The sequence below is a fragment of the Selenomonas sp. AB3002 genome, assembly GCF_000702545.1.
GTDB lineage: Bacteria > Bacillota > Negativicutes > Selenomonadales > Selenomonadaceae > Selenomonas_B > Selenomonas_B ruminantium_A.
This window is the reverse complement of the sequence record NZ_JNIO01000008.1, coordinates 1,831,262-1,853,924: the sequence shown is the minus strand read 5'-3', so window position 1 is coordinate 1,853,924 and position 22,663 is coordinate 1,831,262. Positions and strand designations below refer to the sequence as shown.

The 22,663-nt window shown below is 55.3% G+C and carries 23 protein-coding genes; 22 read left to right on the top strand and 1 reads right to left on the bottom strand.

Annotation, left to right across the window (positions count from 1 at the left end):
- Nucleotides 1-87 precede the first annotated feature (87 nt).
- From P159_RS0116810 to P159_RS0116775, 8 genes are all read left to right on the top strand, one after another.
- Nucleotides 88-1,296 carry an acylphosphatase gene (locus P159_RS0116810; protein ID WP_318253619.1) on the top strand — a complete coding sequence of 403 codons (1,209 nt, stop codon included), beginning with the start codon at nucleotides 88-90 and terminating at the stop codon, nucleotides 1,294-1,296.
- A gap of 128 nt (nucleotides 1,297-1,424) precedes the next feature.
- Complete coding sequence (locus P159_RS0116805; protein WP_029545985.1) at nucleotides 1,425-1,889, top strand: OmpH family outer membrane protein; 465 nt, start codon at nucleotides 1,425-1,427, stop codon at nucleotides 1,887-1,889.
- Between the two features lie 87 nt (nucleotides 1,890-1,976).
- Nucleotides 1,977-3,128 (top strand): hypothetical protein, encoded by a 1,152-nt coding sequence (locus P159_RS18860; protein WP_051650435.1) that lies wholly within the window; start codon nucleotides 1,977-1,979, stop codon nucleotides 3,126-3,128.
- 27 nt (nucleotides 3,129-3,155) lie between these two features.
- Nucleotides 3,156-3,590 carry an OmpH family outer membrane protein gene (locus P159_RS0116795; protein ID WP_029545982.1) on the top strand — a complete coding sequence of 145 codons (435 nt, stop codon included), beginning with the start codon at nucleotides 3,156-3,158 and terminating at the stop codon, nucleotides 3,588-3,590.
- 20 nt (nucleotides 3,591-3,610) lie between these two features.
- Nucleotides 3,611-4,630, top strand: coding sequence for a UDP-3-O-(3-hydroxymyristoyl)glucosamine N-acyltransferase (gene lpxD / locus P159_RS0116790; protein WP_029545980.1), 1,020 nt, complete (start codon nucleotides 3,611-3,613; stop codon nucleotides 4,628-4,630).
- Nucleotides 4,631-4,720: 90 nt separating this feature from the next.
- On the top strand, nucleotides 4,721-5,593 hold the full coding sequence (locus P159_RS0116785; RefSeq protein WP_029545978.1) for a lysophospholipid acyltransferase family protein: 873 nt from the start codon (nucleotides 4,721-4,723) through the stop codon (nucleotides 5,591-5,593).
- A 262-nt stretch (nucleotides 5,594-5,855) separates the two neighbouring features.
- Nucleotides 5,856-6,764 (top strand): LPP20 family lipoprotein, encoded by a 909-nt coding sequence (locus P159_RS0116780; RefSeq protein ID WP_037377078.1) that lies wholly within the window; start codon nucleotides 5,856-5,858, stop codon nucleotides 6,762-6,764.
- Nucleotides 6,765-6,889: 125 nt separating this feature from the next.
- Complete coding sequence (locus tag P159_RS0116775; RefSeq protein ID WP_029545974.1) at nucleotides 6,890-7,948, top strand: LPP20 family lipoprotein; 1,059 nt, start codon at nucleotides 6,890-6,892, stop codon at nucleotides 7,946-7,948.
- Nucleotides 7,949-8,047: 99 nt separating this feature from the next.
- On the opposite strand, the gene P159_RS20820 is transcribed toward P159_RS0116775, so the two are convergent.
- The gene (locus P159_RS20820; protein ID WP_185753774.1) at nucleotides 8,048-8,200 is read right to left on the bottom strand and encodes a hypothetical protein; all 153 of its coding nucleotides are present in this window, start codon (nucleotides 8,198-8,200) and stop codon (nucleotides 8,048-8,050) included.
- Nucleotides 8,201-8,301: 101 nt separating this feature from the next.
- Here P159_RS20820 and lpxC point away from each other — a divergent pair, with 101 nt between their 5' ends.
- The 14 genes from lpxC to P159_RS0116705 all read left to right on the top strand — a co-directional run bounded on the left by lpxC (nucleotide 8,302) and on the right by P159_RS0116705 (nucleotide 22,643).
- Nucleotides 8,302-9,135: a UDP-3-O-acyl-N-acetylglucosamine deacetylase gene (gene lpxC, locus P159_RS0116770; protein ID WP_029545973.1), complete on the top strand. Its 834-nt coding sequence runs from the start codon at nucleotides 8,302-8,304 to the stop codon at nucleotides 9,133-9,135.
- Nucleotides 9,136-9,157: 22 nt separating this feature from the next.
- The gene (gene fabZ, locus P159_RS0116765; RefSeq protein WP_029545971.1) at nucleotides 9,158-9,628 is read left to right on the top strand and encodes a 3-hydroxyacyl-ACP dehydratase FabZ; all 471 of its coding nucleotides are present in this window, start codon (nucleotides 9,158-9,160) and stop codon (nucleotides 9,626-9,628) included.
- Nucleotides 9,629-9,853: 225 nt separating this feature from the next.
- Nucleotides 9,854-10,678, top strand: a complete 825-nt coding sequence (gene lpxA / locus P159_RS0116760) for an acyl-ACP--UDP-N-acetylglucosamine O-acyltransferase (RefSeq protein ID WP_029545969.1) — start codon at nucleotides 9,854-9,856, stop codon at nucleotides 10,676-10,678.
- A 25-nt stretch (nucleotides 10,679-10,703) separates the two neighbouring features.
- Complete coding sequence (gene lpxI / locus P159_RS0116755) at nucleotides 10,704-11,507, top strand: UDP-2,3-diacylglucosamine diphosphatase LpxI (protein WP_029545967.1); 804 nt, start codon at nucleotides 10,704-10,706, stop codon at nucleotides 11,505-11,507.
- A 107-nt stretch (nucleotides 11,508-11,614) separates the two neighbouring features.
- Entirely contained in the window at nucleotides 11,615-12,757 is a 1,143-nt protein-coding gene (lpxB, locus tag P159_RS0116750) for a lipid-A-disaccharide synthase (RefSeq protein WP_029545966.1), read from the top strand.
- A 20-nt stretch (nucleotides 12,758-12,777) separates the two neighbouring features.
- Nucleotides 12,778-14,511, top strand: coding sequence for a lipid A export permease/ATP-binding protein MsbA (msbA, locus tag P159_RS0116745; RefSeq protein WP_029545964.1), 1,734 nt, complete (start codon nucleotides 12,778-12,780; stop codon nucleotides 14,509-14,511).
- A gap of 12 nt (nucleotides 14,512-14,523) precedes the next feature.
- Complete coding sequence (gene lpxK, locus P159_RS0116740; protein ID WP_029545962.1) at nucleotides 14,524-17,022, top strand: tetraacyldisaccharide 4'-kinase; 2,499 nt, start codon at nucleotides 14,524-14,526, stop codon at nucleotides 17,020-17,022.
- Between the two features lie 14 nt (nucleotides 17,023-17,036).
- Complete coding sequence (kdsB, locus tag P159_RS0116735; RefSeq protein ID WP_029545960.1) at nucleotides 17,037-17,762, top strand: 3-deoxy-manno-octulosonate cytidylyltransferase; 726 nt, start codon at nucleotides 17,037-17,039, stop codon at nucleotides 17,760-17,762.
- A 50-nt stretch (nucleotides 17,763-17,812) separates the two neighbouring features.
- The gene (kdsA, locus tag P159_RS0116730; protein ID WP_029545958.1) at nucleotides 17,813-18,637 is read left to right on the top strand and encodes a 3-deoxy-8-phosphooctulonate synthase; all 825 of its coding nucleotides are present in this window, start codon (nucleotides 17,813-17,815) and stop codon (nucleotides 18,635-18,637) included.
- Between the two features lie 38 nt (nucleotides 18,638-18,675).
- Nucleotides 18,676-19,644 (top strand): KpsF/GutQ family sugar-phosphate isomerase, encoded by a 969-nt coding sequence (locus P159_RS0116725; RefSeq protein WP_029545956.1) that lies wholly within the window; start codon nucleotides 18,676-18,678, stop codon nucleotides 19,642-19,644.
- Between the two features lie 208 nt (nucleotides 19,645-19,852).
- Nucleotides 19,853-20,437, top strand: coding sequence for an HAD-IIIA family hydrolase (locus P159_RS0116720; RefSeq protein WP_029545954.1), 585 nt, complete (start codon nucleotides 19,853-19,855; stop codon nucleotides 20,435-20,437).
- A gap of 16 nt (nucleotides 20,438-20,453) precedes the next feature.
- Nucleotides 20,454-21,371: a lysophospholipid acyltransferase family protein gene (locus P159_RS0116715; protein ID WP_029545953.1), complete on the top strand. Its 918-nt coding sequence runs from the start codon at nucleotides 20,454-20,456 to the stop codon at nucleotides 21,369-21,371.
- Nucleotides 21,368-21,964: an LPS export ABC transporter periplasmic protein LptC gene (gene lptC / locus P159_RS0116710; protein ID WP_072004168.1), complete on the top strand. Its 597-nt coding sequence runs from the start codon at nucleotides 21,368-21,370 to the stop codon at nucleotides 21,962-21,964. Before P159_RS0116715 ends, lptC begins: the two co-directional genes overlap by 4 nt.
- On the top strand, nucleotides 21,957-22,643 hold the full coding sequence (locus P159_RS0116705) for an LptA/OstA family protein (protein WP_029545949.1): 687 nt from the start codon (nucleotides 21,957-21,959) through the stop codon (nucleotides 22,641-22,643). Before lptC ends, P159_RS0116705 begins: the two co-directional genes overlap by 8 nt.
- Nucleotides 22,644-22,663: the final 20 nt, after the last annotated feature.

Genomic DNA, 22,663 nt, shown 5'->3' with positions numbered 1-22,663 from the left:
GCCGTGCCATTGCAGGCGATAAGGTTATTTTGCGTTTGCCTTATGTTGGGCGTACTCCTTGGCGGCCGGGGGGAGGCTTCTGCCCGGGTGGAAACAGTACGGGCAGAGGTCACGTCACCACATTCCCTGCCGAAGCTTGCCGGGGAGCGCATGGAAAAGAGCGTAGAGGCCATTGCGGTTCAGCTGCTGGCAGGTCAGGATATAGCAGAGCTTCAGGGGAGAAAAGCTCAGGATGAAGCCCTGATCATGGAGGTATTTGACAAGGTGCTCATAGGCTACACTGTTGTGGGGGCAGCCATTGAGCCGGGAGAAAATACCGTTGTCAGGATAAGCCTGGTCCCCTGGGACGCAACTATCGAAAACGTGGAACCAGTCATCGCTGTGGAGGGGATGCCTCCCATGGTGGAAGAACTGGTGCGCCAGGATGCTGCAGGGCTGGGGGAGGTCTTCCAGCAGGCCCTGCTGGGGCTGCCTGTGGCGGCAGGTGACTGGACTGCGGGACTTATCCGGCAGGAAGTCAAAAGATATTTGGACAAGCACCTGCCGGAGTTCAGGGCGGATTTTGAAGTCAGCCCGGGCAGACAGACCAGGGTTGAGATTGTTCTTTATCCTCGTTTGCCGGTGGTGCGTACCATAGACCTTGCCATGCGCTCAGATACCATACCCAATATGACCTTGCTGGCCCATCGCAGCGAAATGCAGGATAAATGCAATATGCTGGTAGGGGTGCCCGTGAACTTTGTCGCAAGGCACAGGGATACTTTTGAAAAGGCCCTGGCCCGGGATTTGGACGCAAAGGGCGGCCTTGGCCGCTGGAAACTTGCCACCCAGGTTGAGATCCAGCCTGGGGAAAACACCCAGATAATGAGCCGTTCCAACACGGAACGATACAGGGTGCGTCTGGAAGGCTGGCTGGATGTGGGACACAGGACAGAGAAGGACCGCAACAGGGATTTGACCCTGCGGCTTCATGCGGGAGCTATGCTCTCAAGACAGGACGAGGTCTTTACCCTGCTTGATGTCTACCCGGAAAAGCCTGACTGGGGCTGGCAGCTGGGCTATGGACGCGGCCTGAGCTCCAAGGGGCGGGCAGAGATACGCTATGATATGCGTGACCATAACTGGCTCATGTTCGCAAGCCAGCAGCTGTCCAAACGCTGGCTCCTGCGCTATGAGTACCGCTGGGGAAGCCGCGTGTGGGAAACTGCCCTGCGCTACCAGCTCCATGATTTCATGGCTTTGGAGTATGTGGTGGACAGGAATGACAGCTGGGTAAGGGTGATAGGATATTTTTAGAGCACGAAACGCGTGTGAGGCTGCATTTGCCACTGGCAAAATTTCCTCACATGAGGTATAATATCCTTGTTTCTGTGCAAGTTTGATGGAAATTTTGCAGCCCTCAAAGGGTAAAGGAGAAATGAAACATGGTTAAATTGGAAAAGAAACAGGTTAAGATTGTAAGCGTACTTATCGCTTTGGCTTTCATCGGCTCTGTGGTGGCTCTGGCCCTGACCCAGTCCGGTTCCGGCCTGGCTTCCGCTGCCAGCTCCAGCGTGGGTGTGATTGACTACCGCACGGTTGCAGCTCAGCATCCCCAGCTCCAGCAGGCTGAGCAGACCATGCAGAACGAAGTGCAGAATGCTCAGAAGGATTTCGAGGAGAAATCTGCCAGCATGAACGATCAGGAGAAGGGCGACTATTATCAGCAGACCCAGCAGCGTCTCCAGCAGAAGAACAACGAGCTCATGGAGCCTATCCGCCAGAACATCGAGGAAACGGTGAAGAAGGTGGCCGAGGCCAAGGGCCTGCAGGTTGTCCTTGACAAGGGCGCTGTGGTTTATGGCGGCCAGGACATTACCCAGGACGTTGTGTCCAAGCTGGGCAAGTAAGGAAGATAGCCGAATGGCATAAGAGCAAATACCGGGCCTTGGTGCTCGGTATTTGTCGTAGTGGGTGCAATCAGAGGAGGGCAGGCTTTGAAGGATAAAGAAGATTCATCCCTCAAGGGAAGTTCTCCGGGCAGTGAGGAAGAAGTAAGTCTCAAGGGGCTTTGGCAGGAACACCGTCGCCAGGTACTGGCAGGGGCTGCTGTCCTCGTGCTGCTGCTGACGGCAGGCACGGGATTGGTGCTTAAAAGTGTGCTGGACAGAAATGAACCACAGGAAAATGTGGAGCCGGTCAGCGAAATAGCATTTGCGGATGCCCGCAAGGTGTGGCCGGCCCATCCGGATTACGAAAGGCTGCAGCAGCTCCGGGCACAGGCCCTCAGCCTGGAAATGGAACTGGAGGACTTGCAGGAGCTGCCATTGCTCACAGTGCAGCCCCCGGAAACTGACAGTCAGCCCTTCAAGGATTCTGTCTGGCAGAAGAACGCCCAGACCGTCATCGGCGGCCGGGTGCAGCTGGACAGGGAGCGCAAGGCCATAGAGCAGGATTATCGGGAATCGACCCGTGCTGCTTATGAGGCTCAGCGGGCAGCCCTTGATGATGAGTATCTAAATGCCATCCTCAACATCAATCTAAAGCTGGATAACCAGCAGCAGATGCACCATCCCTGGACCAAACAGGAGGAACTGGATGAGGAGCGGGCGGCCTGGGAGCAGGAAGCCCTGCAGCTGAAGCAGGAGCGCGGAGAGCGCCAGTATCAGCTGAAGCTCGCCTGGGACAAACAGGTGCAGGATTATGTGGATTCTGTCATGGCCCCCAAGCTGGCTGAGTGGGACAAGAAGTCCAAGGAGGCCCTGGAACAGCAAAAGGCTGAGGCTGTGGCTGCCGAGGCAGCGGCCCAGGCCAGGAATGCGGAGCTCATGTCAAGGCAGATGGCTCTTTCCCTGCAAGTGCAGCAGCACTTGGAAAAGCAGCGGCAGCTGGTGCAGGTGAAGCAGGAGCTGGCGGCGTTGGAAAACCACATAGCCAATGACATTGAGGGCAAGGGAGCGAAGGTAGCAATCCTTCACCACTACACCATGATACTTTCCGTGCCTATGCCCAAGCTGCAGGGGATTTTCCCCGGTGCCCTGGGCAGGGATTTTTCGGAATCCTTCTACGGAGAAGTCACGGGGAATCCTGATGATGTGACTGAGGAACTGGCGGCCGAGGTCCGTACCCTTGAGAGTTCGAGTAAATAGTAACAGATAAAGGAAGCTGAGCAAGAGATGAATTTGAAGAAAAAAGCCCTGCTGGCAGCAGGGATCCTGATGGCATCTGCCCTGCTGGGCGGCTGTGGTCAAGCCAAGATTGGTTATATAGATGCAGAGAGGGTGCTGAAGGAAGCTCCCCAGATCAAGGCCCTTGACGAGGAAGGAAGCCAGAAGTACAAGGAAGCTGTAGAAGAAGCAGAAAAGAAGCTGCAGGAGAGCCAGGACATGACACAGGAAGATGCCCAGAAGGCACAGATGGATGTGCAGAGGAAACTCCAGGGCATCAACCAGTCCTACGCTTTGCAGATGCGCCAGAAGCTGGATGTAGCTCTGGGCGACATTGCCCGTGATGAGAAATTGGATGCCGTGGTGCAGAATGTTCCTGATCAGCCTGTAGCAGTATCTGGCTGCATCGACATCACGGACAAGGCCATCGAGAAGTTGCAGTAAGAGCCACGGAGGAGCATGCCATGAAGAAGACTTTGCAGGAGATTGCCTCTCTGGTGGGGGGCCGGGTGGCAGGTGATGGGGAAATCCTCATTTCCGGTCTGGATAATATAGCCGGGGCCGGGGAAAGTGACCTGACCTTTGCTGTTGACCCTCATATCGAAGAAGCCAAGGAATCCCGTGCGGCAGCAGTGATGCTGCCGGAGGGGGAGGCTGCGGCGAAGGACTTCCCCAAGGCTGCCATCTATGTTGAGGACCCCAGGGCGGCTTTTGCGAAGCTGTTGGAAATTTTCACCCCGAAGCTGGATTTCCCTGTGGGAGTAAGCGATAAGGCGCATATCGGTCAGGATGTGAAAATCGGAGAAGGGGTCATCGTCATGCCCTTCGCAGTGGTGGATGACCATGCTGTGCTGGGTGACAGGGTTGTTATCTACCCTCACACTTATGTGGGGCAGTATGCTGAGATTAGCGATGATACAGTTATCTATTCTTCCGCTACTGTGCGGGAATATTGCCGGGTGGGCAAGCGCTGCGTCATTCATGCTTCTGCCGTCATCGGTTCCGATGGCTTCGGATTCACCACCAAGGATGGCATACACACCAAGGTGCCCCAGGTGGGCAATGTGGTGCTGGAAGATGATGTGGAGATTGGCTCCCATGTGGGGGTTGACCGTGCTGCTATGGGGTCTACGGTCATTGGCAAAGGCACGAAGATTGACAATCTGGTGCATATCGGCCACAACTGCAAGATTGGGGCAAACTGCCTTATTGTGGCCCAGACGGGCATCTCAGGCTCCACGGAAGTAGGACATAACGTGACCTTCGGCGGCCAGACAGGCACTGTAGGACATATCAAGATCGGTGCCAACTCTGTCTACGCGGCCCGCTCAGGTATCATCAGCGATATGCCCGAGGGACAGTTCTGTGCAGGTTTCCCGGTGCAGTCCCACACGGAATGGTTGCGTATGCAGGCAGCCATGAAGAAACTGCCGGAGCTTTTGAAGAAGGTCAAGAAACTGGAAAAAGAGCTGGCGAACAAGTAATTGATAAAGGAGCTGCCCGGGGCGGCTCCTTTTTTGAAGGACGGCGGAGGTTGCTGCTGCCGTTGTGAGTTGTAAGCACTGAGGTTGATTATGTTAGCATATTATCTGGTAAAGGCGTTAAGCCATATCCTGTGCCTTGTTCCCCAGGGTATGAGCGACAGCCTGGGCAGGGGGCTTGCTCTGATGCTCTGGCCCTTTGTGCCGAAGAAAAGGAAGCTGCTGGCCAAACAGCAGATCATGGACTGCTTGCAGGTGGATGAAAGGGAAGCAGAGCGCATTGCCAAAGAGAGCACCCTGCGTTTCGGCCCTATGCTATTTGAGGTGCTGCGCTCCCCTGTCATCAAGGAGCGTATGGACGAATATGTGACCCTCACCGGGGCGGTGGACGAGCTGAAAGCCCAGGCCGCCTCCGGGCAGGGCTGTGTCTTTGCTACCTCCCATTCCGGCAACTGGGAACTGGAGGGAGGAGCCCTGGCCCATCATGGCATACCCCTGGTGGCGGTGGCCAAGAAGCAGACCTCCCGGGGCATGGATAAGTTCATCAATGAGTACCGAGCTCTTATGGGCATGCACGTCACCTACAGCAAGGGGGTGCGGGAAATGTACGACATGCTGGGTCAGGGCTGGTTCATCGGCCTGCTCTCAGACCAGGACCCCAGCCGCAAAGACGGCATGGTGATGGATTTCTTCGGCCGCCCCACCAACTGCGTGGTGGGAGCCGCCACCATGGCCCGCTTCAAGGATGTGCCTGTCTTCATGGTGCAGATCCACAAGGAAAAGGACGGCCGCCACACCCTGCATATCTATCCTCCCCTGCGGGTGGAGAGGACCAAAAACAAGAAAGAGGATATCAGGAACACCACCCAGCAGTTGAATCACATGCTGGAAGAGCATATCCGCCGCTATCCCGAGGACTGGTTCTGGCTCCACGACAGATGGAAGTCCATGCGGGAGGAGTACTGAAAATATGAAAAAACCGCTTTCCCGAGTGAGGGAGGGCGGTTTTTTAGCAGGAAAATCCATTGTGTACTTGTGTGGCGCACAATGGATTTCGGCTACCATATCAAATCCCTGCTATACTTTTTCAAAATTTTCATGTATGATAGAATTGTCGTTAAAATATATTTTTAATAGCATTTTATATGGGTTCTCTGCCATGCGGGCCTGGGGAGGTCAGCTCGGCTTGTGCAAGAGAGGTCAGGTTCCAAGAAAGGATGTGGAGGTAATGAGGAGATTTTCGAGGCTTGTTTCCCTGTTGGCAGTAATGGCGGCGGTGCTGGTCTTTTCCGTGGCCAGCGTGCTGGCATCTCCGGCTGACAGCTTGAACTGGCAGGATTCCACCATCACTGTGACAGGCATGGGGGCACCCCCGGCCAATGCCAGGAACAGTGCCCAGGCCCGCATGATGGCCCGCCGGGCAGCTGTGGTGGACGGCTACCGCCAGCTGGCAGAAATCGTGAAGGGCGTCAATGTGGATGCTGAGAGCACCGTGGAAAACTTCATGGTTACCAGCGATGTAGTCCGCACCAAGGTCAGCGCCCTGGTGCAGGGCGCCCAGGTAGTTAGCGAGCGCGCCACTTCCGATGGGGGCTATGAAGTCACCATGAAGATCGCCATGTTCGGCGTGAGCAACTCTCTGGCCGAAGCCGTCATGCCCAAACCTCCTGTGCAGGAAGTTTTCCCGGAGCCGGTGCAATCCGTAGCTCCTTCCCAGCCTGCTTATGATGCCGGGGCTTCCGTCAGCGTGCGCATTGATGTGACTGCCAAGGCGCCTGCTCCCCCCGCTGCCAATTCCAATGCCATCGGCGGCTACACGGGCCTGATCGTTGACTGCCGCGGCCTGGGCCTCCGGCCTGTCATGAGCCCGGTCATTAAGAATGCTGGTGGCGAAAACATCTATGGACATAAGAATCTGAATCCTGATTTCGTCATTGCCAACGGCATGGCCAGCTATACCACGGATATTGCTAATGGCACCAGGCGTGCAGGCAGCAATCCCCTGGTGGTGAAGGCAGTTTCTCTGGATAGCCACAACAGCTATCCTGTGCTTTCCGTGGCAGATGCCAACCGTGTCCTCATTGAAAACAAGACCGCAGGCTTCCTTGAGAAGACCAACGTGGTGTTCATCCGCTGAGTTATGCTTCCCGCCTCCCCCTTTTTGGGGGAGACGGGATTTTTCCAAAAACGGGGCTGACCTTCCCAAGCTCGCATGATTATCACAAGGACGTATGGATGGCTCATTCCGAAAGGGGGATAAAGATGTACGCGGAAATTATTGGCAAAAAAATTGTTTCGTTGACAATGGCTGCAGCCTTGTTGCTGACGGCTCAGACCACCCTGGCCCAGAGCAGGGTGGACTGGGAGCGGCAGGTGGTGGCTGCTACAGGCACGGGCATAGCGCCGCCTACGGCCATAAATGCGGCCCAGGCTGAGATGCTGGCCCGCCGGGCAGCGGTGGCAGATGCCTACCGCCAGCTGGCCGAGGAAGTGGCCGGAGTGCAGGTGGATGCGGAGAGCACCGTGCAAAATTACATGGTGATGTCGGATGTGGTGCGCACGAAAGTCTCTGCCTGCGTACAGGGGGCAAGGGTGCTGGAGGAGAGAGCTATACCCGGCGGCGCCTATGAGGTGACCATGGAAGTGCCTATGTTTGGTGTGAGTAATTCCCTGGCCGCTGCCGTGCTGACCAGGAATACGGTGCGCCAGCCCTTCCCTGCGCCCAATTGGGGCTATGAGGAGGACTACGATTATGCCGGTCCTGCCGTGCAGCAGCCTGCAGCCGGTTCTGCTGTCAGCATAGAGGTGAATATCAATCAGACACCGCCTCTGGTCATGAATGCGGCAGCTTACGGCACTGGAGCTTATGGGGACTATGGCACTCCCTCCTCATCAAGCTACAGCCAGCCCCAGTCTGTCACGAATCCTGCCGCAGGGCAGACTGCTGCCATCAAGAAGAAAAAGAAGGAAAAGATGCCAAAGATTGAGGGGGACTACACCAGCCTGGTGGTGGACTGCACAGGCCTTAGCCTGCGCCCGGCCATGAGCCCTGTCATCAAGAATGAGCAGGGAGAGGCCATCTACGGCGCCAGCAATCTGGACTATGACCTGGTCTCCACCAAGGGCATGGCGGCCTATTGCAGGGGACTGGATGTTTCCGGGGTGTCGCGGGCAGGGGACAAGCCCCTGCTGGTGAAATGCGAGTCCCTGTCGGGCAACGGAGTCAATCCCGTGTTGGCCCTCGCAGATGCCAATCGGGTGCTGCTGGAAAATGAGCAGAGCCATTTCCTCGATTACATGAATGTGATTCTGGTGCGGTAACTTCCACGCTATTGCCAATCTGGGGGACGAGGGCGCCATATTTTACTGTCAATGACAGGTGATGTCGTATTCCTCTATCAGACATTAATGATGGCGGGGTTACTTGTCGCAGCTGACTCCTACGGCAAGAATCATGCCGGTGTATTTTTCAGCGCCTTGCCGTAGCGGCGGTCTTTTATTTGCCGCAGAGCTGCTGCCACATACAGGCGGCGGCTCTGCTTTTTTGCGGGCAGATGGCATAAGTGCTTGCATTTCTCATGGAAGTCTTATAAAATATATACGGAAAAATTTCGGATTTAATGGACACGCAGGGGCACCTGCGTGTTTTTATAGCAAGTCGGGAGGAATTACTGTTGCAGAAGCAGACAACGCTGGCCAGTGAGGCTGCCTATACGGGGGTGGGCCTTCATTCCGGGCGTGAGGTACATATGGTGTTATGCCCGGCCGGGGCGGATACGGGACTGGTTTTTGTGCGGACGGATTTGCCAGGGCAGCCGGAGATTCATGCGCTGGCGGAGAACGTCACTTCTACTCTGCGGGCTACCACCGTGGAGGAGAAGGGTTGCAAGGTATTTACCATCGAGCACCTCATGAGTGCCTTCCATGCAGCTGGCATTGACAACTGCCGCATTGAGATGGACTCGGAGGAGCCGCCGGTGGCGGATGGTTCAGCACTTGCTTTCTTTGAGCTTATCCAGGAGGCCGGGAAGAAGGAGCTTGATGCTCCCCGCCATGAAGTGGTGGTGGACAAGGTCTACCGCATTGACGATGAGAAGAAAGAGCGCTTTGTCATGGTCGTGCCTTACGATGGCTTCAGAGTGAGTTTCACCTCTGTCAATCCCCACAAGCTCATTGGTATCCAGTATGAGGACTTTGAGATTGACGAGGAGACCTATCATAAGGAAATCGCTCCTGCCCGTACCATTGCTTACGAAAAGGAAATCGAGGCTCTGCGGCAGATGGGACTGGGACTTGGCGGCACCATTGAGAGTGTCATCGTCTACAATGACGACGGCTGGGTGAATCCCCTGCATTTTGAAGATGAGCTGGTTCGCCATAAAATTCTTGATGTCATCGGGGATCTGCGGCTGGCAGGTCCTGTCCGGGGGCATGTCATTGCGGCAGCTTCAGGCCATGCCCTGAATACGGCTTTAGCAAAACTTCTTGCGGCAGCGCCGCGAGGCTGAGTATAGAAAGAGGGATATGTTTATGGAACTCGATATCAATGAAATCATGAAAATCCTGCCCCATCGTCCGCCCCTCCTGCTGGTGGACCGCATTGTGGAGATTGAGCCTTTCAAGTCTGCCACTGGCATCAAGTGCATCACCATGAATGAGCCCCAGTTCGGCGGCCATTTCCCGGGGCATCCCATCATGCCCGGGGTCCTGCTCCTTGAGGCTATGGCCCAGGTGGGCGGCGTGGCTATGCTCTACCCGAAGGAGCACCGCGGCAAGCTGGCTTTCTTCGGCGGCATGGACAACGTGCGCTTCAAGCAGCCCGTGGTGCCCGGCGATGTGCTGGTGACCAAGGCTGAGATCGTGAAGGTGCGTGGCAACTTCGGCGTGCTTCATGCTGACGGCTATGTCAATGACAAGCTGGTGGCTCAGGCTGACTTCAAGTTTGCCTTGATTGAGGATGAAAACCATAAAGCAGAATCCGGTGAAAGCACGGAAGCCTGAGCCTTCCAAAGCGCAAAACAGAGGATTTTGTTGTAAATAACTGATTTTAGCAAGTAAAACAGACCTAGTCTTTGTTCAATTCGAAGAATGCCCGGATTTGCTGTCATATTGCATACTAAGATTGAAAGTTTATTTGGGAGTATAAATAAAAGATGAGCAAAGCCGTTGGTGTCGGGAATTGCTCACCCTGGCACGTGGGTTTCGGGAACAGAGGAGTTGGAGCAGATGAGCGCTGAAAGCAAAGTAGTGGCTTATATACATGATACTGCTGTCATAGCACCGGGGGCACGGATTGCCAAGAATGTGGAGATTGGGCCGTACTCGGTGATTGGGGAGCATGTGGAAATCGGTGAGGGCACGAAGATTGGCCCCCATGTGGTTATCACTGGCTGGACCCAGATTGGCAAGGATTGCAAGATTTTCCAGGGGGCTTCCATAGGCGAGGAACCCCAGGATTTGAAATTCAAGGGTGAGAAGAGCTATGTCTTCATCGGTGACCGCACCACCATACGTGAGGGTGTCACCGTCCACCGCGCCACCGGCGAAGGGGAGGAAACCCGCATCGGCAATGACTGCCTGCTGATGGCACTCACCCATGTGGCACATAATTGTGTGATTGGCAATAATGTCATCATGTCCAACCTGGCCAGCGTGGCGGGTCATGTGGTGGTGGAAGACCGTGCCGTCATCGGCGGCATGGCAGGTGTGCATCAGTTCGTGAAGATTGGCCGCAATGCCATGGTGGCAGGTATGTCCCGCCTGGTGCAGGATGTGGTGCCGTACACTATCGTCGCTGGTCATCCGGCGAAGGCTGCGGGCCTCAACAGCGTGGGCATTGCCCGTGCGGGCATTCCCCTGGATGTGCGCCGCAATATCAAGCGGGCTTACAAGATACTCTACCGTTCGGGGCTGAGCCTCAAGGAAGCTATTTCTGTCATTGAACAGGATGTGGATTCCTGTGAAGAGATCGAGCATTTCCTCCGCTTCCTGCGCAATGCGGATCGGGGAATTTGCAGAGGCCGTCGGGATGGGGATAAAGAGCTGGACTAAAATTTAGAGATAGGGAGCAAAGTTTATGGAAAAGATTGGACTGCTGGCAGGCGTAGGCAAGCTGCCTGTGGAATGCGCAAGGGCTGCAAAGCTTTTGGGCTATGAGGTTTATGCTGTGGCCCTGCTGGACGAGACGGACCCTGAGCTGGACGAGGCAGCTACTGAGTGTGCCCATATCAGCATTGCCAAGCTGGGTGAACTGCTGGCTTACTTGAAGGAAAAGCAGGTAGAGAAGGTGACCATGATTGGCAAAGTCACCAAGGAACTGCTTTTCTCCGGGAAACTCATCCCGGATGCTATGGCCATGCAGCTTATCATGTCTCTGCCGGACAGGAAGGACGATACCATCATGCTGGCTTTCGTCCAGGCGCTGGCCCGGGCTGGCTTCACTGCCTTTGACCAGACAGCCCTTATCCATAAGCTGATGCCCCATCGCGGCACCCTCACCAGCCGTGAGCCGGATGAGCGGGAGAAGAAGGACATGGAGTTCGGCTTCCGCATGGCCAAGGAAATCGGCCGTTTGGATGTGGGACAGACCGTGGTGGTGAAGGAAGCCGCTGTCATGGCCCTGGAGGCCATTGAGGGCACCGATGCCTGCATCAGGCGCGGCGGCGAGCTGGCCCGTGGCGGCGCAGTGGTGGTCAAGGTGGCCAAGCCTGAGCAGGATAACCGCTTTGATGTGCCTACGGTGGGCAAGGCTACCATTGAGTCCATGATTGCTGCAGGCGCTACGGCCCTGGCTATCGAGGCTGACAAGACCCTGCTGGTAGAGCGGGAAGCTGTGGTAAAGCTGGCCGAAGAACACGGTATTGCTATCGTGGCTATGTGAAGATGAAGATATGAGATGCGGCAGTTACTTCGGTCTGCCGCATTTCTTTTTTGCGGGCTTCGGCGTTATATGATAAAATGATAGATTGATGGACGGAGGGATGGCCAGTGAAGATTATGCTCTCAGCAGGAGAGGTTTCGGGGGACTTGCACGGCAAGAAGCTGGCAGAGGCCCTTTTAAGCATTGACCCTTCCGTGCAGCTCATGGGCTTTGGCGGCAGGGAAATGGAGGGCGCCGGCGTGCGCCTGCTCAGAGACTTTGCCGACTACAATGTTATGGGAGTCTGGGAAGTCCTGAAGAATCTGGGCAGGATACTGGGGCTTTTGCGTGAGCTGGAAAATGCCATGCGGGAGGAAAAGCCAGACCTGCTGGTGCTCATAGATTACCCGGACTTTAACTGGCGGCTGGCGAAAAAGGCCAGAGCCCTGGGGATTCCGGTGTTTTCCTATATCCCACCTTCTGCCTGGGCCTGGCGCAAGGGACGAGCCAAAGACTGCGCTATGATCGCAGAGGAATTTGTGGCTATCTTTCCCCATGAGCTGCCGCCTTATGAAGCGGCCGGGGCGAAGATTTCCTTTGTGGGCAATCCCCTGGTGGATACGGTAAAGGCAGAGATCCCTCTGCAACAGGCTGAACGGGAGTTTGGCCTGCAGGAGGGAGAAGTGCCTATCCTGCTGCTGCCCGGCAGCCGCCGTCAGGAAATAGAGATGCTCCTGCCTGATATGCTGGGGGCGGCGAAGCTTTTGAGGGAAAAGCGGCCTGAAAGCCGCTTCTACCTGCCTGTGGCAGATGAGGGACTGAGGGAGCTGATAGAAGATAAAATCGCTGCGGCAGGTGTGCCAGTCACCCTTACGGGCACGGAACACCGCTATGCTCTCATGGGCATGGGGGCGGCGGCTATGGCCACCTCAGGCACGGTGGTGATGGAGGCGGCCCTTATGGGACTGCCCTGTGTGGTGCTCTATCGCTTGTCCAGGCTGTCAGCCTTCATTGGCAGGCGCCTGGTCCATGTGGATAATTTCAGCCTGCCCAATATTCTTTTGGGAGAAGGCTTCCAGCCGGAGCTGCTGCAGGAGCAGGTGACACCAGAGAATATAGCAGGAAAGATGCTGCCGCTCTATCCCGGTGAAGAAAAGAGGCAGGTCACCTGCGAAAAGCTCAGGGAAGCCTGCGCAAAGCTGGGGGCACCCGGGGCGGCTTATCGTGTAGCGGAAAAAGTAATGGCCTGTGCCAGACGATATATTTCATAGATTTTGAGGGAAGATCATCCATGAAGAATTACAAGCGGCTGCTGCAATATATGCGGCCTTATACAAGGCGTTTTATCCTGGCTGTTTTTTGCATCATCATGGCGGCAGCCGCCAATCTTTACTTGCCTTGGATCATCAAGGACATGGTGGACAAGGTGCTGACGGAAAAGGATATGTTCATGCTGAATGTCATTTCGGCAGGCATTGTCATAACCTTCCTCATCAGGGGTGTTTTCTACTATGGCCAGTCCTATCTGGTATCCTACATTGGCGAGCGTGTGATCATCGACGTCCGCGAGGTCATGTTCAAAAAGTTCCAGCGCCTGCCCATGTCTTATTTTGACAGGCATCAGACGGGCGAGACCATGAGTTATATCACCAACGACGTGGCGGCTATCCAGTCCGCTCTGGTGAGCCAGCTCATAGAGATGGTGACGGAAGGATCAATTCTCATCGGTTCCCTGGTCATGATGTTGTATCTTGACTGGAAACTCTCCCTGCTGACACTGGTGATTATCCCGCTGGTGGGACAGGCTATGAAGATTTTCGGCCGCAAGCTCAAGCGCAATGGTACGGTGATTCAGGAGCGCATGGCAGACATTACCTCCCTTTTGCAGGAAAGCGTGTCTTCTGTGCGGGTAGTTAAGACCTTTGTTCGTGAGGATTACGAAATCAACCGCTTCCAGAAGCAGAATATCCTGAACTTCCAGGCCGCCATGAAGAATGTGCAGCTAACCAGCTTGCTGACGCCGACGGTGGAGTTCCTGGCGGCGGTATCAGTGACCTTCATTGTCTGGTTTGGTGGTTATGAGGTGTTGAATGGTGAGCTCACTGCTGGTGCGCTCATAGCATTCCTTACTTACGCTGTGAATCTGGCCAATCCCGTCAAGCGCCTTTCCCGTGTCTACGGCTCCATGCAGAAGGCCATGGCGGCAGTGGACAGGGTGTTTGAGATCATTGACCTGCCTGAGCCACTTTCTGACAAGCCAGAGGCCAAGCCACTGCCTGAAATTCAGGGGCATGTGGTAGTGGACCATGTTTCCTTTGGCTATAAGAAGGATGTGCTGGCTCTGGATGATGTGACGCTGGAGGCAAGGCCTGGGCAGATGATTGCTTTTGTAGGGCCGTCAGGGGCAGGCAAGTCCACCATTGCTAATCTATTGCCGCGCTTCTATGAGATAGATAGTGGTTCCATCAGCATTGATGGCTATGATATACGGGATGTGACCATCAAGTCCCTGCGGGAGCAAATTGGCATTGTTCCACAGGAAACCATGCTTTTTTCTACCACGGTGCGGGAAAATATCCGTTATGGCAGACTGGATGCAACTGACGAGGAAGTGGAAGCAGCAGCCAGGGCAGCCAATGCCGATGGCTTTATACGTGAACTGCCCCAGGGTTATGACACTCCTATTGGGGAACGGGGACTTAATCTTTCTGGTGGTCAGCGTCAGCGCATGGCCATTGCCCGGGCTATACTCAAAAATCCTCGCATCCTCATCCTGGATGAAGCCACTTCGGCCCTGGATACGGAGAGTGAGAAAGTGGTGCAGGCGGCCCTCGACCAGCTCATGGTGGGGCGTACTTCCTTTGTCATTGCTCATCGCCTTTCCACCATTTTCAATGCCGACCAGATTTATGTCATTGACGGAGGCAAAATCAAGGAGCATGGCACACATGAGGAGCTTCTGAAGAAGAACGGGCTTTACAGTTATCTATATAATATTCAGTTTAGCAAGAAGAACGTTGAGTAAAGGGGATAAGACATGCAGTTGCTTTATAACATAGCGGCCATCATCGTCGTGGTGCTCATCATCCCGATGTTTATGATCCGCGCGGTGCGTGAACGGGGGTTCGTGGAGCGCATCAAGCAGAGCCTGGGCATTTTCCCGGACCATGTTCTTGAACCGGTGGCGAAAAAGGGCTGTATCTGGGTTCATGCGGCTTCGGTAGGGGAAATCGTAGCTACCAGCCCCCTGATCAAGGAATTCCGCAAGGAGTTCCCCACCAGCCCCATTCTTGTTTCTGTAGTCACTACCAGTGGCTATGAGATGGCCAACCGCATCATCAAGGATGCAGATGCCATCATCTACTTCCCCTTGGATCTGCCCTGGCTGGCTTCCCACGTCTTCAGGCGCATCGGGCCACGGGTTTTCCTGCCGGTGGAAACGGAGCTCTGGCCGAATTTCCTGAAGACCGCCCGCCGCTGCCAGGTGCCCGTGATGATGGTGAACGGCCGCATCAGCGACAAGAGCGTCAAGCGCTACAAGTATATGCGCGGCCTCCTGCGGGACATGATTGGCACGGTGAAGAAGTTTGCCATGCAGTCCCCCATTGATGCCGAGTATATCCAGCGGCTGGGCGCCCCTCCGGAACTTGTGACGGTGACGGGCAATACCAAGTTTGACCAGACCTATACAGATGTAAGCGCAGAAGAAAAGGCACAGATTCTCCAGGAGATGAACCTGGAGGATAACGGCGGCATCTTCCTGGCAGGTTCCACCCATCGCGGTGAGGAGGAGTTCGTGCTGCAGGCCTTCAAGGAGGTCAGGAAGAACCATCCCAGGGCCAGGCTGGTGATTGCCCCCCGCGAGTTGCTGCGCACTACGGAAGTCACGCATATTTGCAAGCGGGCAGGCTTCAAGGTGGCCCTGCGCACAGAGCTGCAGAAAGAGCAGCAGCACGGAGAGCCGGCTGACATTGTGATTCTCGACACCATTGGCGAGCTGGGCAGAGTTTACAGCATAGGCGATGTGGTGTACGTAGGCGGCAGCCTGATCACCCACGGCGGCCACAACATCCTTGAGCCGGCGGCTCATGGCAAGGCCATCATCGTGGGCCATTATATGTTCAATTTCAAGGACACCCATGCCCTCTTCAGGAAGCGCAATGCCTGCATTACTGTGGAGAACGCTGAGGGGCTGGCCAGGGAAACCGCCCGCCTTTTTGATGAGCCCGAGGAACGCCACCGCATGGAGGCGGAGACTCTGGCTATCGTGGCCGAGAACAAGGGGGCTTCCCGCAAGTCTGCCCTGATCCTGCGGGAGACCATCGAGCGCTTTGAGCGGGAGCAGGCTTCCAAGGGTTCCAGCGTCAAGTCCACCCAGAAGATTGCCAACCTCCAGACCTACTTCGTGGATCTGGTGCACAGCAAGGATGTGGACGGCATAGGGCAGAACATCCTCATGGGAATCCTCTATCTGCTGTCCCTGGTTTATCGCGGGCTGGTGAATTTCAAGCTGGCGCTTTTCAAGCTGGGGGTATTCCGCACCAGGAGCCTTGACTGCTTTGTCATCAGCCTGGGCAACATCACCGTGGGCGGCACGGGCAAGACGCCTACCGCCCAGAGATTGGCCCGGGATATCCGGGATATGGGCTACCGGGTGGTAATCCTCAACAGGGGCTACCGGGCTAAATGGCATGGCAAGGTGGGCATTGTGTCTGACGGCAGCAACCTGCACATGAGCGCTGCTGAGGCAGGCGACGAGGCCTTCATGCTTGCCAAGCATCTGCCCGAAGTTCCCGTGCTGATCGGTGCTGAAAGAGCTGAGACTGGCCGCTATGCCATCGAGCACTTCGGCGCTGAGGTGGCTATCCTGGACGACGGCTATCAGCACTGGCAGCTGGCAAGAGATATGGACATCATCCTCATTGATGCGGTGAATGTCTTCGGCAATGGCTATATGTTGCCGCGAGGCACTCTGCGCGAGCCTATGCCTCACCTGAACCGCAGCCATGTCTGCCTGATGACCAAAGTGGATCAGGCGGCGGCAGGTTCCCGCGAGTATATCCGGGAAACCATGGAGAGCTATAATCCTGAGGCCAAGATTGTGGAGAGCATCCATCAGCCCCGCTGCTTTATCCCCCTGCCGGACTGGTATGTGGATATTGCAGGTGATGGCATTCCGGTGACGGAAATGAAGGGCAAGCGCATCGTGGCGGTGTCAGCCATCGGCAATCCCGCTTCCTTTGAGCAGACCCTGGAGGATCTGGGCACGGAGATCATCGAGAGCCTCCGCTATCCCGACCACCACGATTACACCATGCAGGAAATGCAGGATGTGCTGAGGCGCGCTGAGAGCCAGGGAGCTGAAGCCATTGTCATTACAGAAAAGGATGCGGTGAAGATTCCCGCAGAAGTCATACAGTCCCGCTGGCCCATTCCCGTCTACGTCATCTGCGTGGAGGTCAATTTCCAGGAAGGCGGGGAGGAGTTCTACAGCCTGCTGAAGGCAAAATTGCAGGATAAATTGGGGAACCGCTAAAGGAGATATCAGTTATGAAGGTACTTTGCGTGATACCAGCCCGCTACGCCTCAACCAGGCTGCCGGGCAAACCGCTGAAGGATATTGCGGGCAAGCCCATGGTGGTGCGGGTCTACGAGAGGGCAAGTCTTGCCAGCCTGGTTGATGAAACCATGGTGGCAACCGATGATGAGCGCATCAAGAGCGCTGTGGAGGCCGCCGGCGGCAAGGCCATGCTCACCAGAGCTGACCATGCCACTGGCACTGACAGGCTGGCAGAGGTGGCAGAGGCTTACCCGGAGATTGACCTGATTGTCAATGTGCAGGGAGATGAGCCTTTGATAGAGCCGGGACTCATAGACGAATTGGCGGCGCTCTTCAAGGATGACCCGGCCCTTGCCATGGCTACGGTCAAGACCGAGATGAAAGACGCTGAGGAGCAGAAGAATCCCAACAATGTCAAGGTGGTCTGTGACAAGGAGGGCTACGCGCTGTACTTCTCAAGGTCGCTTATGCCTTATCCGCGCAAAAGCGGCTGCCCGGTTTACAAGCATATCGGCATTTACGCTTACCGCCGGGATTTCCTGCTGAATTATGCCAGGATGGAGCCGACTCCGCTGGAGCAGGCTGAGTCCCTGGAGCAGCTTCGCGCCCTGGAAAACGGCTATCGCATCAAGGTAGTGGAGACTCATGCCAGCTTCGTGGGCGTGGACACGGCAGAGGACCTGGAAAGGGTCAATGAAATTTACAGGAATATGTGATAAAATAAACACTAGGTTTGTGTTTATGAAATAATGGAAGGAGAATCATCATGAATAAAGTCAAGGTCGGCAGCTTCGAGATCGGCGGCGGCGAGCCTTTGGCCCTGCTGGCAGGCCCCTGCGTGCTGGAGAGCCTGGACCGTTGTCTCTACATTGGCCGCACCATCAAGGATATCTGCGGCAGGCTGGGGATTCCTTATGTGTTCAAGGCTTCCTTTGACAAGGCCAACCGTTCCTCCTTCCACAGCTTCCGCGGCCCGGGTATGAAGAAGGGCCTGGAGATGCTGGAGACTATCAAGAAGGAACTGGATGTGCCGGTGGTGACTGATATCCACGAGCAGAATCAGGCCAAGCCCGTGGCGAAAGTGGCTGATATCCTGCAGATTCCCGCCTTCCTTTCCCGTCAGACTGACCTGCTGCACGCTGCTGCCCAGACAGGCCGGGTGGTGAATGTGAAGAAGGGCCAGTTCCTGGCTCCAAAGGATATGCGCAATGTGGTGGACAAGCTCCACGAATCCGGTTGTGACCAGATGATGCTTACGGAGCGCGGCGCTTCCTTTGGCTACAATAATCTGGTAGTGGATATGCGTTCCCTGCCCATCATGCGTTCCTTTGGCTATCCCGTGGTTTTTGACGGCACCCATAGTGTGCAGCTTCCCGGTGGGGCAGGCACCACTTCTTCTGGCAACCGGGAGTATGTGGAGTATCTGGTGCGGGCTGCTGTAGGCGTGGGCATTGACGCACTCTTCCTGGAAGTCCATGACAATCCGGAAGAGGCACTGTCCGATGGTGCCAATATGGTATATCTGGACAAGCTGGAAGACCTCTTGAAGGATGCTCTGGCTATCCATGAAATCGTGCGCAAGAAACTTTAAGATATAGTCCTGTCATAGAAGGAGACACAGCCATGTCCATGATAACGGAGAAAGCTATAGAGACCCTTGAGATAGAGGCAGGGGCAGTGGAGGCTCTGAAGGAACGCATCGACGCTGAGTTTGAGGCAGCAGTCCAGTGCATACTGGACTGCCAGGCCAGGGTGGTGGTTACAGGCATGGGCAAGTCCGGCCATATCGGCAGGAAGATTGCCGCCACTCTCGCCAGCACCGGCACCCCCTCTTTCTTCATGCACCCCGGTGAGGCTTTCCACGGAGATCTGGGCATGGTGACGGAAAAGGACGTTGTCATTGCCATTTCCAATAGCGGCGAAAGCTCTGAGGTAGTGAATATCCTGCCCATTATCCGCCGCATCGGGGCCACCATTGTTGCCTTCTGTGGGCGCAGGGATTCCAACCTGGGCCGTCATGCCGACCATTTCATTGATATCGGTGTGGAAAGGGAAGCCTGTCCTCTGGGGCTGGCTCCCACGGCCAGCACCACGGCTACCCTGGCCATGGGTGATGCCATGGCCATGGCCCTTATGAGCGCCCGCAACTTCACCAGCCAGGATTTTGCCATGTTCCACCCTGGCGGGGCTTTGGGCCGGAAGCTCTTGCTGAAGGTGGAGAATGTCATGCACACTGGGGAGGACAATCCTATCATCACGGCGGACAAAACGGCCAAGGATGCCCTGTTCATCATGACGGACAAGGGCCTGGGGGCTGTTTCTGTGGTGGACGCAGATGGCAAGTTCATCGGCTTGATTACAGACGGCATTATCCGCCGTGCTCTGGCCAAGGATTACAAATTCCTGGATGAGCCGGTGAAGGCCATCATGTTTGAGACGCCTCTTACCATTTCCAAGGACAAGCTGGCGGCTGCAGCCCTCTCCGTCATGGAGAAGCACAAGCCCCGCCCGGTTACGGTGCTGCCGGTTATCGACAGCGACAACACACCTGTGGGCATTGTCCATCTGACGGATTTGCTGCGCCAGGGCGTTGTGTGATAAGTCTTGGTTACGCTAAGGCGTTCGGGAAAGGGGCATGACAACGCTTCACTTGGACTTTTTCCATAGAATCTAAGCTCCCGCTGCACTTTGCTCTGCTTCGCAGAGCGAAGCTTGCGCTCGCTAAGATTTATGGAAAAATTCCACACGTTCCGCTTATGCCATGCCCCTGTCCCTCACTTACTTTGGATAAGCGAGGCATAAAGCTATGGAAATAAAAGCAGAAGCTCTGGAAAGGGCAAAGAAAATAAAGATCATCATCTTCGATGTAGACGGCGTTATGACTGATGGCGGCATTTATGTGGGGGCCGAAGGGGAACTTTACAAGCCCTTCAACTGCAAGGATGGGCTGGGCATTACCCTGGCTCATCGCTCCGGACTGCGCACGGCCATAATCACCGGGCGCGAGTCTAAACAGCTGGCCTATCGGGCTGGCGAGCTCCATATAACGGAAGTCATGCAGGGGCACCGCAACAAGCGGGGGGCCTACAAGGAGCTCAAGGACAGGCAGGGGCTGAAAGATGAGGAAATCGCTTATGTTGGTGATGATCTCATTGACTTGCCCGTCATGCTCCAAGTGGGCTTGCCTATGGCTGTAGCTGATGCCGTGACTGAAGTGCAGGAGGCTTCACTGGTGATTTCCAGCAAGCCGGGAGGGCACGGTGCCATCCGCCAGCTCTTGGAGTTCATTTTGAAGTCTCAGGGAAAATGGGAAGCTATTGTGGCGTCCTTTCAGGATGTAAATGAACAGATTGATAATATTGCAACCCCTACGGAGGCGTTGCAGCAGTGATGGGAGAGTTCGGTCCATGCAGTATAAATTGGTAATGTTCATGAGCAAGGTCTGCTGTCACCTCCCCTATGGCCTGCTTATGGCAGTGGGAAGGGTGCTGGGGAACCTTTACTACCTCCTGATAAAAAAACAGAGGGAGCGTGCGGTGGCCCAGATGATGCCCGCCCTGGGAATAGATGAGGCGGCGGCAAGGCGTCTGGTCAGGGAATCCTTTGTGAATCTGGCCAGGAACGTGCTGGAAATCCTCTACATGCCTGCGCTGAAGAACAAGGAGAATTTTTCCAGGTTTGTGGAAATCGATCATCTTGAGCGTATGCAGGCGGCTATTGCCGAGGGCAAAGGTGTGGTAGTTCTTACTGGGCATATCGGCACCTGGGAGTGGCTGTCTGCTGCCTTTACCATGAATGACCTGCCCGTCACTGCCATTGCCAAGCCCCAGCCCAATATCCAGTACACCAATGCGCTGGATGACCTCAGAAAGACCATCAACGTGCAGATTTTTTCCCGTGGCACCAGCGAGCTCATGGCGGCAGCCAGGGCTTTGAAGGCTGGCAAGATTCTGGGGTTCCTGGCCGATCAGGACGGCGGCCCGGGCGGAGCGCTGATAGATTTTTTGGGAAAGCCTGCTGCCACTCCTATGGGGCCTGCGGTCTTTGCCCGGAAGTTCCATGCTCCTGTACTGCCAGCTTTTATCATCAGGCAGCCGAATGGCAAGCATAAGGTCATTATCAAAGAAGTCATGCGCTATAAGGATACGGGGGATCCTGATAAGGACCTCTATGATTTTACCGTTGAGATGACCAGGATCTTGGAGAGTGTCATTCGTGAGAATCCCACCCAGTGGCTCTGGTTCCAGAAGCGCTGGAACACTGCCCCGGAGCAGATGAAATCAGGCAAGCACCACACGTCTCTGTCCAAGGAGGAAAAGGCATGAATAATAAAGCCAAGGCTCTGGTGGCAGTCATTGCCATACTGGCAGTGGGGCTGATTGTGTGGGCGGTGGCCACGGTGCCGGAGGTACCCAAAGAAGTGCCCAAGCCTGAGAAAAAAGTTATGAGTTATGATGGCAACACCATCAGCGAGGAAAAGAATGGCAGGAAGCTCTGGGATTTGACCTCTGAGCATATTGAAGTGGATGTGGATACCCAGGATGTGACCATGCAGGGCATCACTGGCCACTTCTACGCCGAGGACGGCAAGGTGGCGGAGCTGAAGGCCGATGGCGGTGTCTATGGAGGCAAGTCTAGAGACGTAAAGCTCGCTGGCAATATTGTTATCACTTACAGTGACGGTGCCATTCTCACCAGCAAGGAATTGGAGTGGAAGAATAAGGAAGAGATCCTTACTGCTCTGGGAGATGTGAAATCTGTCCGTGAAGACCTGCTGATCACCGCTGACAAAATCGAGAGCAGCGAGAGCTTCAATAAAGTAAAGGCCATAGGTCATGCCCATTTGGAACGCAATGAGGAAAAGGCCAAAGCTATGGCGGAGGAAATGAAGAAGTCGGGAGGCAAAGCTGATGAATAAAATGAAAATAATAGGAGCAGGGCTGGCCTTCAGCCTGCTGGCAAGTTCCCTGGCGCTGGCGGCAGACAACAAGGAGCCTGCTTCCCTGGATGCTGATACCGTGGAATACGATATGCGCACCGGCGAAGTGGTAGCCACGGATAATGTGCTGATGAAGCGCGGTGATGCCAAGGTTACGGGAACAAAGGCCACCTACAATATCAAGACCATGGCCGGCTCTGTCATCGGCAATGTCATTGCTGTCAAGGGTGATATGCGCATTACCTGCGACCAATTGATTTCTGAGGGACAGGATCACATGATGGCAATGGGCAGCGTTCACGGCACACAGCAGGACAGGGAGTTCAAAGGGGAAAGGGTAGATTACTATCCCACCCAGAATGATTACATCAGGCTGGATAATGGCGGCACTGCCAGCAGCAAGGATGGCTTCTTCAGGGCAGATTTCCTGGAGGGCTGGCTGAAGGATGAGCACTATGTTGGGGTAGGCAATGCCTATGTCAACAGTCCTACCAAGGATTTGGAAGCCGGCGGCGACCGGGTGGATTATTATGGCAAGGATGAAGGCAAGGCCGTCATGACTGGTCATGCCTGGGCCGTGCAGGATAACAACACCCTGCGTGGCAACAAGCTGACCCTTTACATGGCAAAGGACGGCTCGGCCAAGGCAGCACAGTAACAGTATTGGAGTGGAGGACT

Bases quoted from the DNA above. Each gene is read 5' to 3' on its own strand.
- P159_RS0116805 (WP_029545985.1), top strand. From the start codon at position 1,425: ATGGTTAAATTGGAAAAGAAACAGGTTAAGATTGTAAGCGTACTTATC.
- P159_RS0116795 (WP_029545982.1), top strand. From the start codon at position 3,156: ATGAATTTGAAGAAAAAAGCCCTGCTGGCAGCAGGGATCCTGATGGCA.
- lpxD (WP_029545980.1), top strand. From the start codon at position 3,611: ATGAAGAAGACTTTGCAGGAGATTGCCTCTCTGGTGGGGGGCCGGGTG.
- P159_RS0116785 (WP_029545978.1), top strand. From the start codon at position 4,721: ATGTTAGCATATTATCTGGTAAAGGCGTTAAGCCATATCCTGTGCCTT.
- P159_RS0116780 (WP_037377078.1), top strand. From the start codon at position 5,856: ATGAGGAGATTTTCGAGGCTTGTTTCCCTGTTGGCAGTAATGGCGGCG.
- P159_RS0116775 (WP_029545974.1), top strand. From the start codon at position 6,890: ATGTACGCGGAAATTATTGGCAAAAAAATTGTTTCGTTGACAATGGCT.
- P159_RS20820 (WP_185753774.1), bottom strand. From the start codon at position 8,200: ATGCAAGCACTTATGCCATCTGCCCGCAAAAAAGCAGAGCCGCCGCCT.
- fabZ (WP_029545971.1), top strand. From the start codon at position 9,158: ATGGAACTCGATATCAATGAAATCATGAAAATCCTGCCCCATCGTCCG.
- lpxA (WP_029545969.1), top strand. From the start codon at position 9,854: ATGAGCGCTGAAAGCAAAGTAGTGGCTTATATACATGATACTGCTGTC.
- lpxI (WP_029545967.1), top strand. From the start codon at position 10,704: ATGGAAAAGATTGGACTGCTGGCAGGCGTAGGCAAGCTGCCTGTGGAA.
- msbA (WP_029545964.1), top strand. From the start codon at position 12,778: ATGAAGAATTACAAGCGGCTGCTGCAATATATGCGGCCTTATACAAGG.
- lpxK (WP_029545962.1), top strand. From the start codon at position 14,524: ATGCAGTTGCTTTATAACATAGCGGCCATCATCGTCGTGGTGCTCATC.
- kdsB (WP_029545960.1), top strand. From the start codon at position 17,037: ATGAAGGTACTTTGCGTGATACCAGCCCGCTACGCCTCAACCAGGCTG.
- kdsA (WP_029545958.1), top strand. From the start codon at position 17,813: ATGAATAAAGTCAAGGTCGGCAGCTTCGAGATCGGCGGCGGCGAGCCT.
- P159_RS0116725 (WP_029545956.1), top strand. From the start codon at position 18,676: ATGATAACGGAGAAAGCTATAGAGACCCTTGAGATAGAGGCAGGGGCA.
- P159_RS0116720 (WP_029545954.1), top strand. From the start codon at position 19,853: ATGGAAATAAAAGCAGAAGCTCTGGAAAGGGCAAAGAAAATAAAGATC.
- P159_RS0116715 (WP_029545953.1), top strand. From the start codon at position 20,454: ATGCAGTATAAATTGGTAATGTTCATGAGCAAGGTCTGCTGTCACCTC.
- lptC (WP_072004168.1), top strand. From the start codon at position 21,368: ATGAATAATAAAGCCAAGGCTCTGGTGGCAGTCATTGCCATACTGGCA.
- P159_RS0116705 (WP_029545949.1), top strand. From the start codon at position 21,957: ATGAATAAAATGAAAATAATAGGAGCAGGGCTGGCCTTCAGCCTGCTG.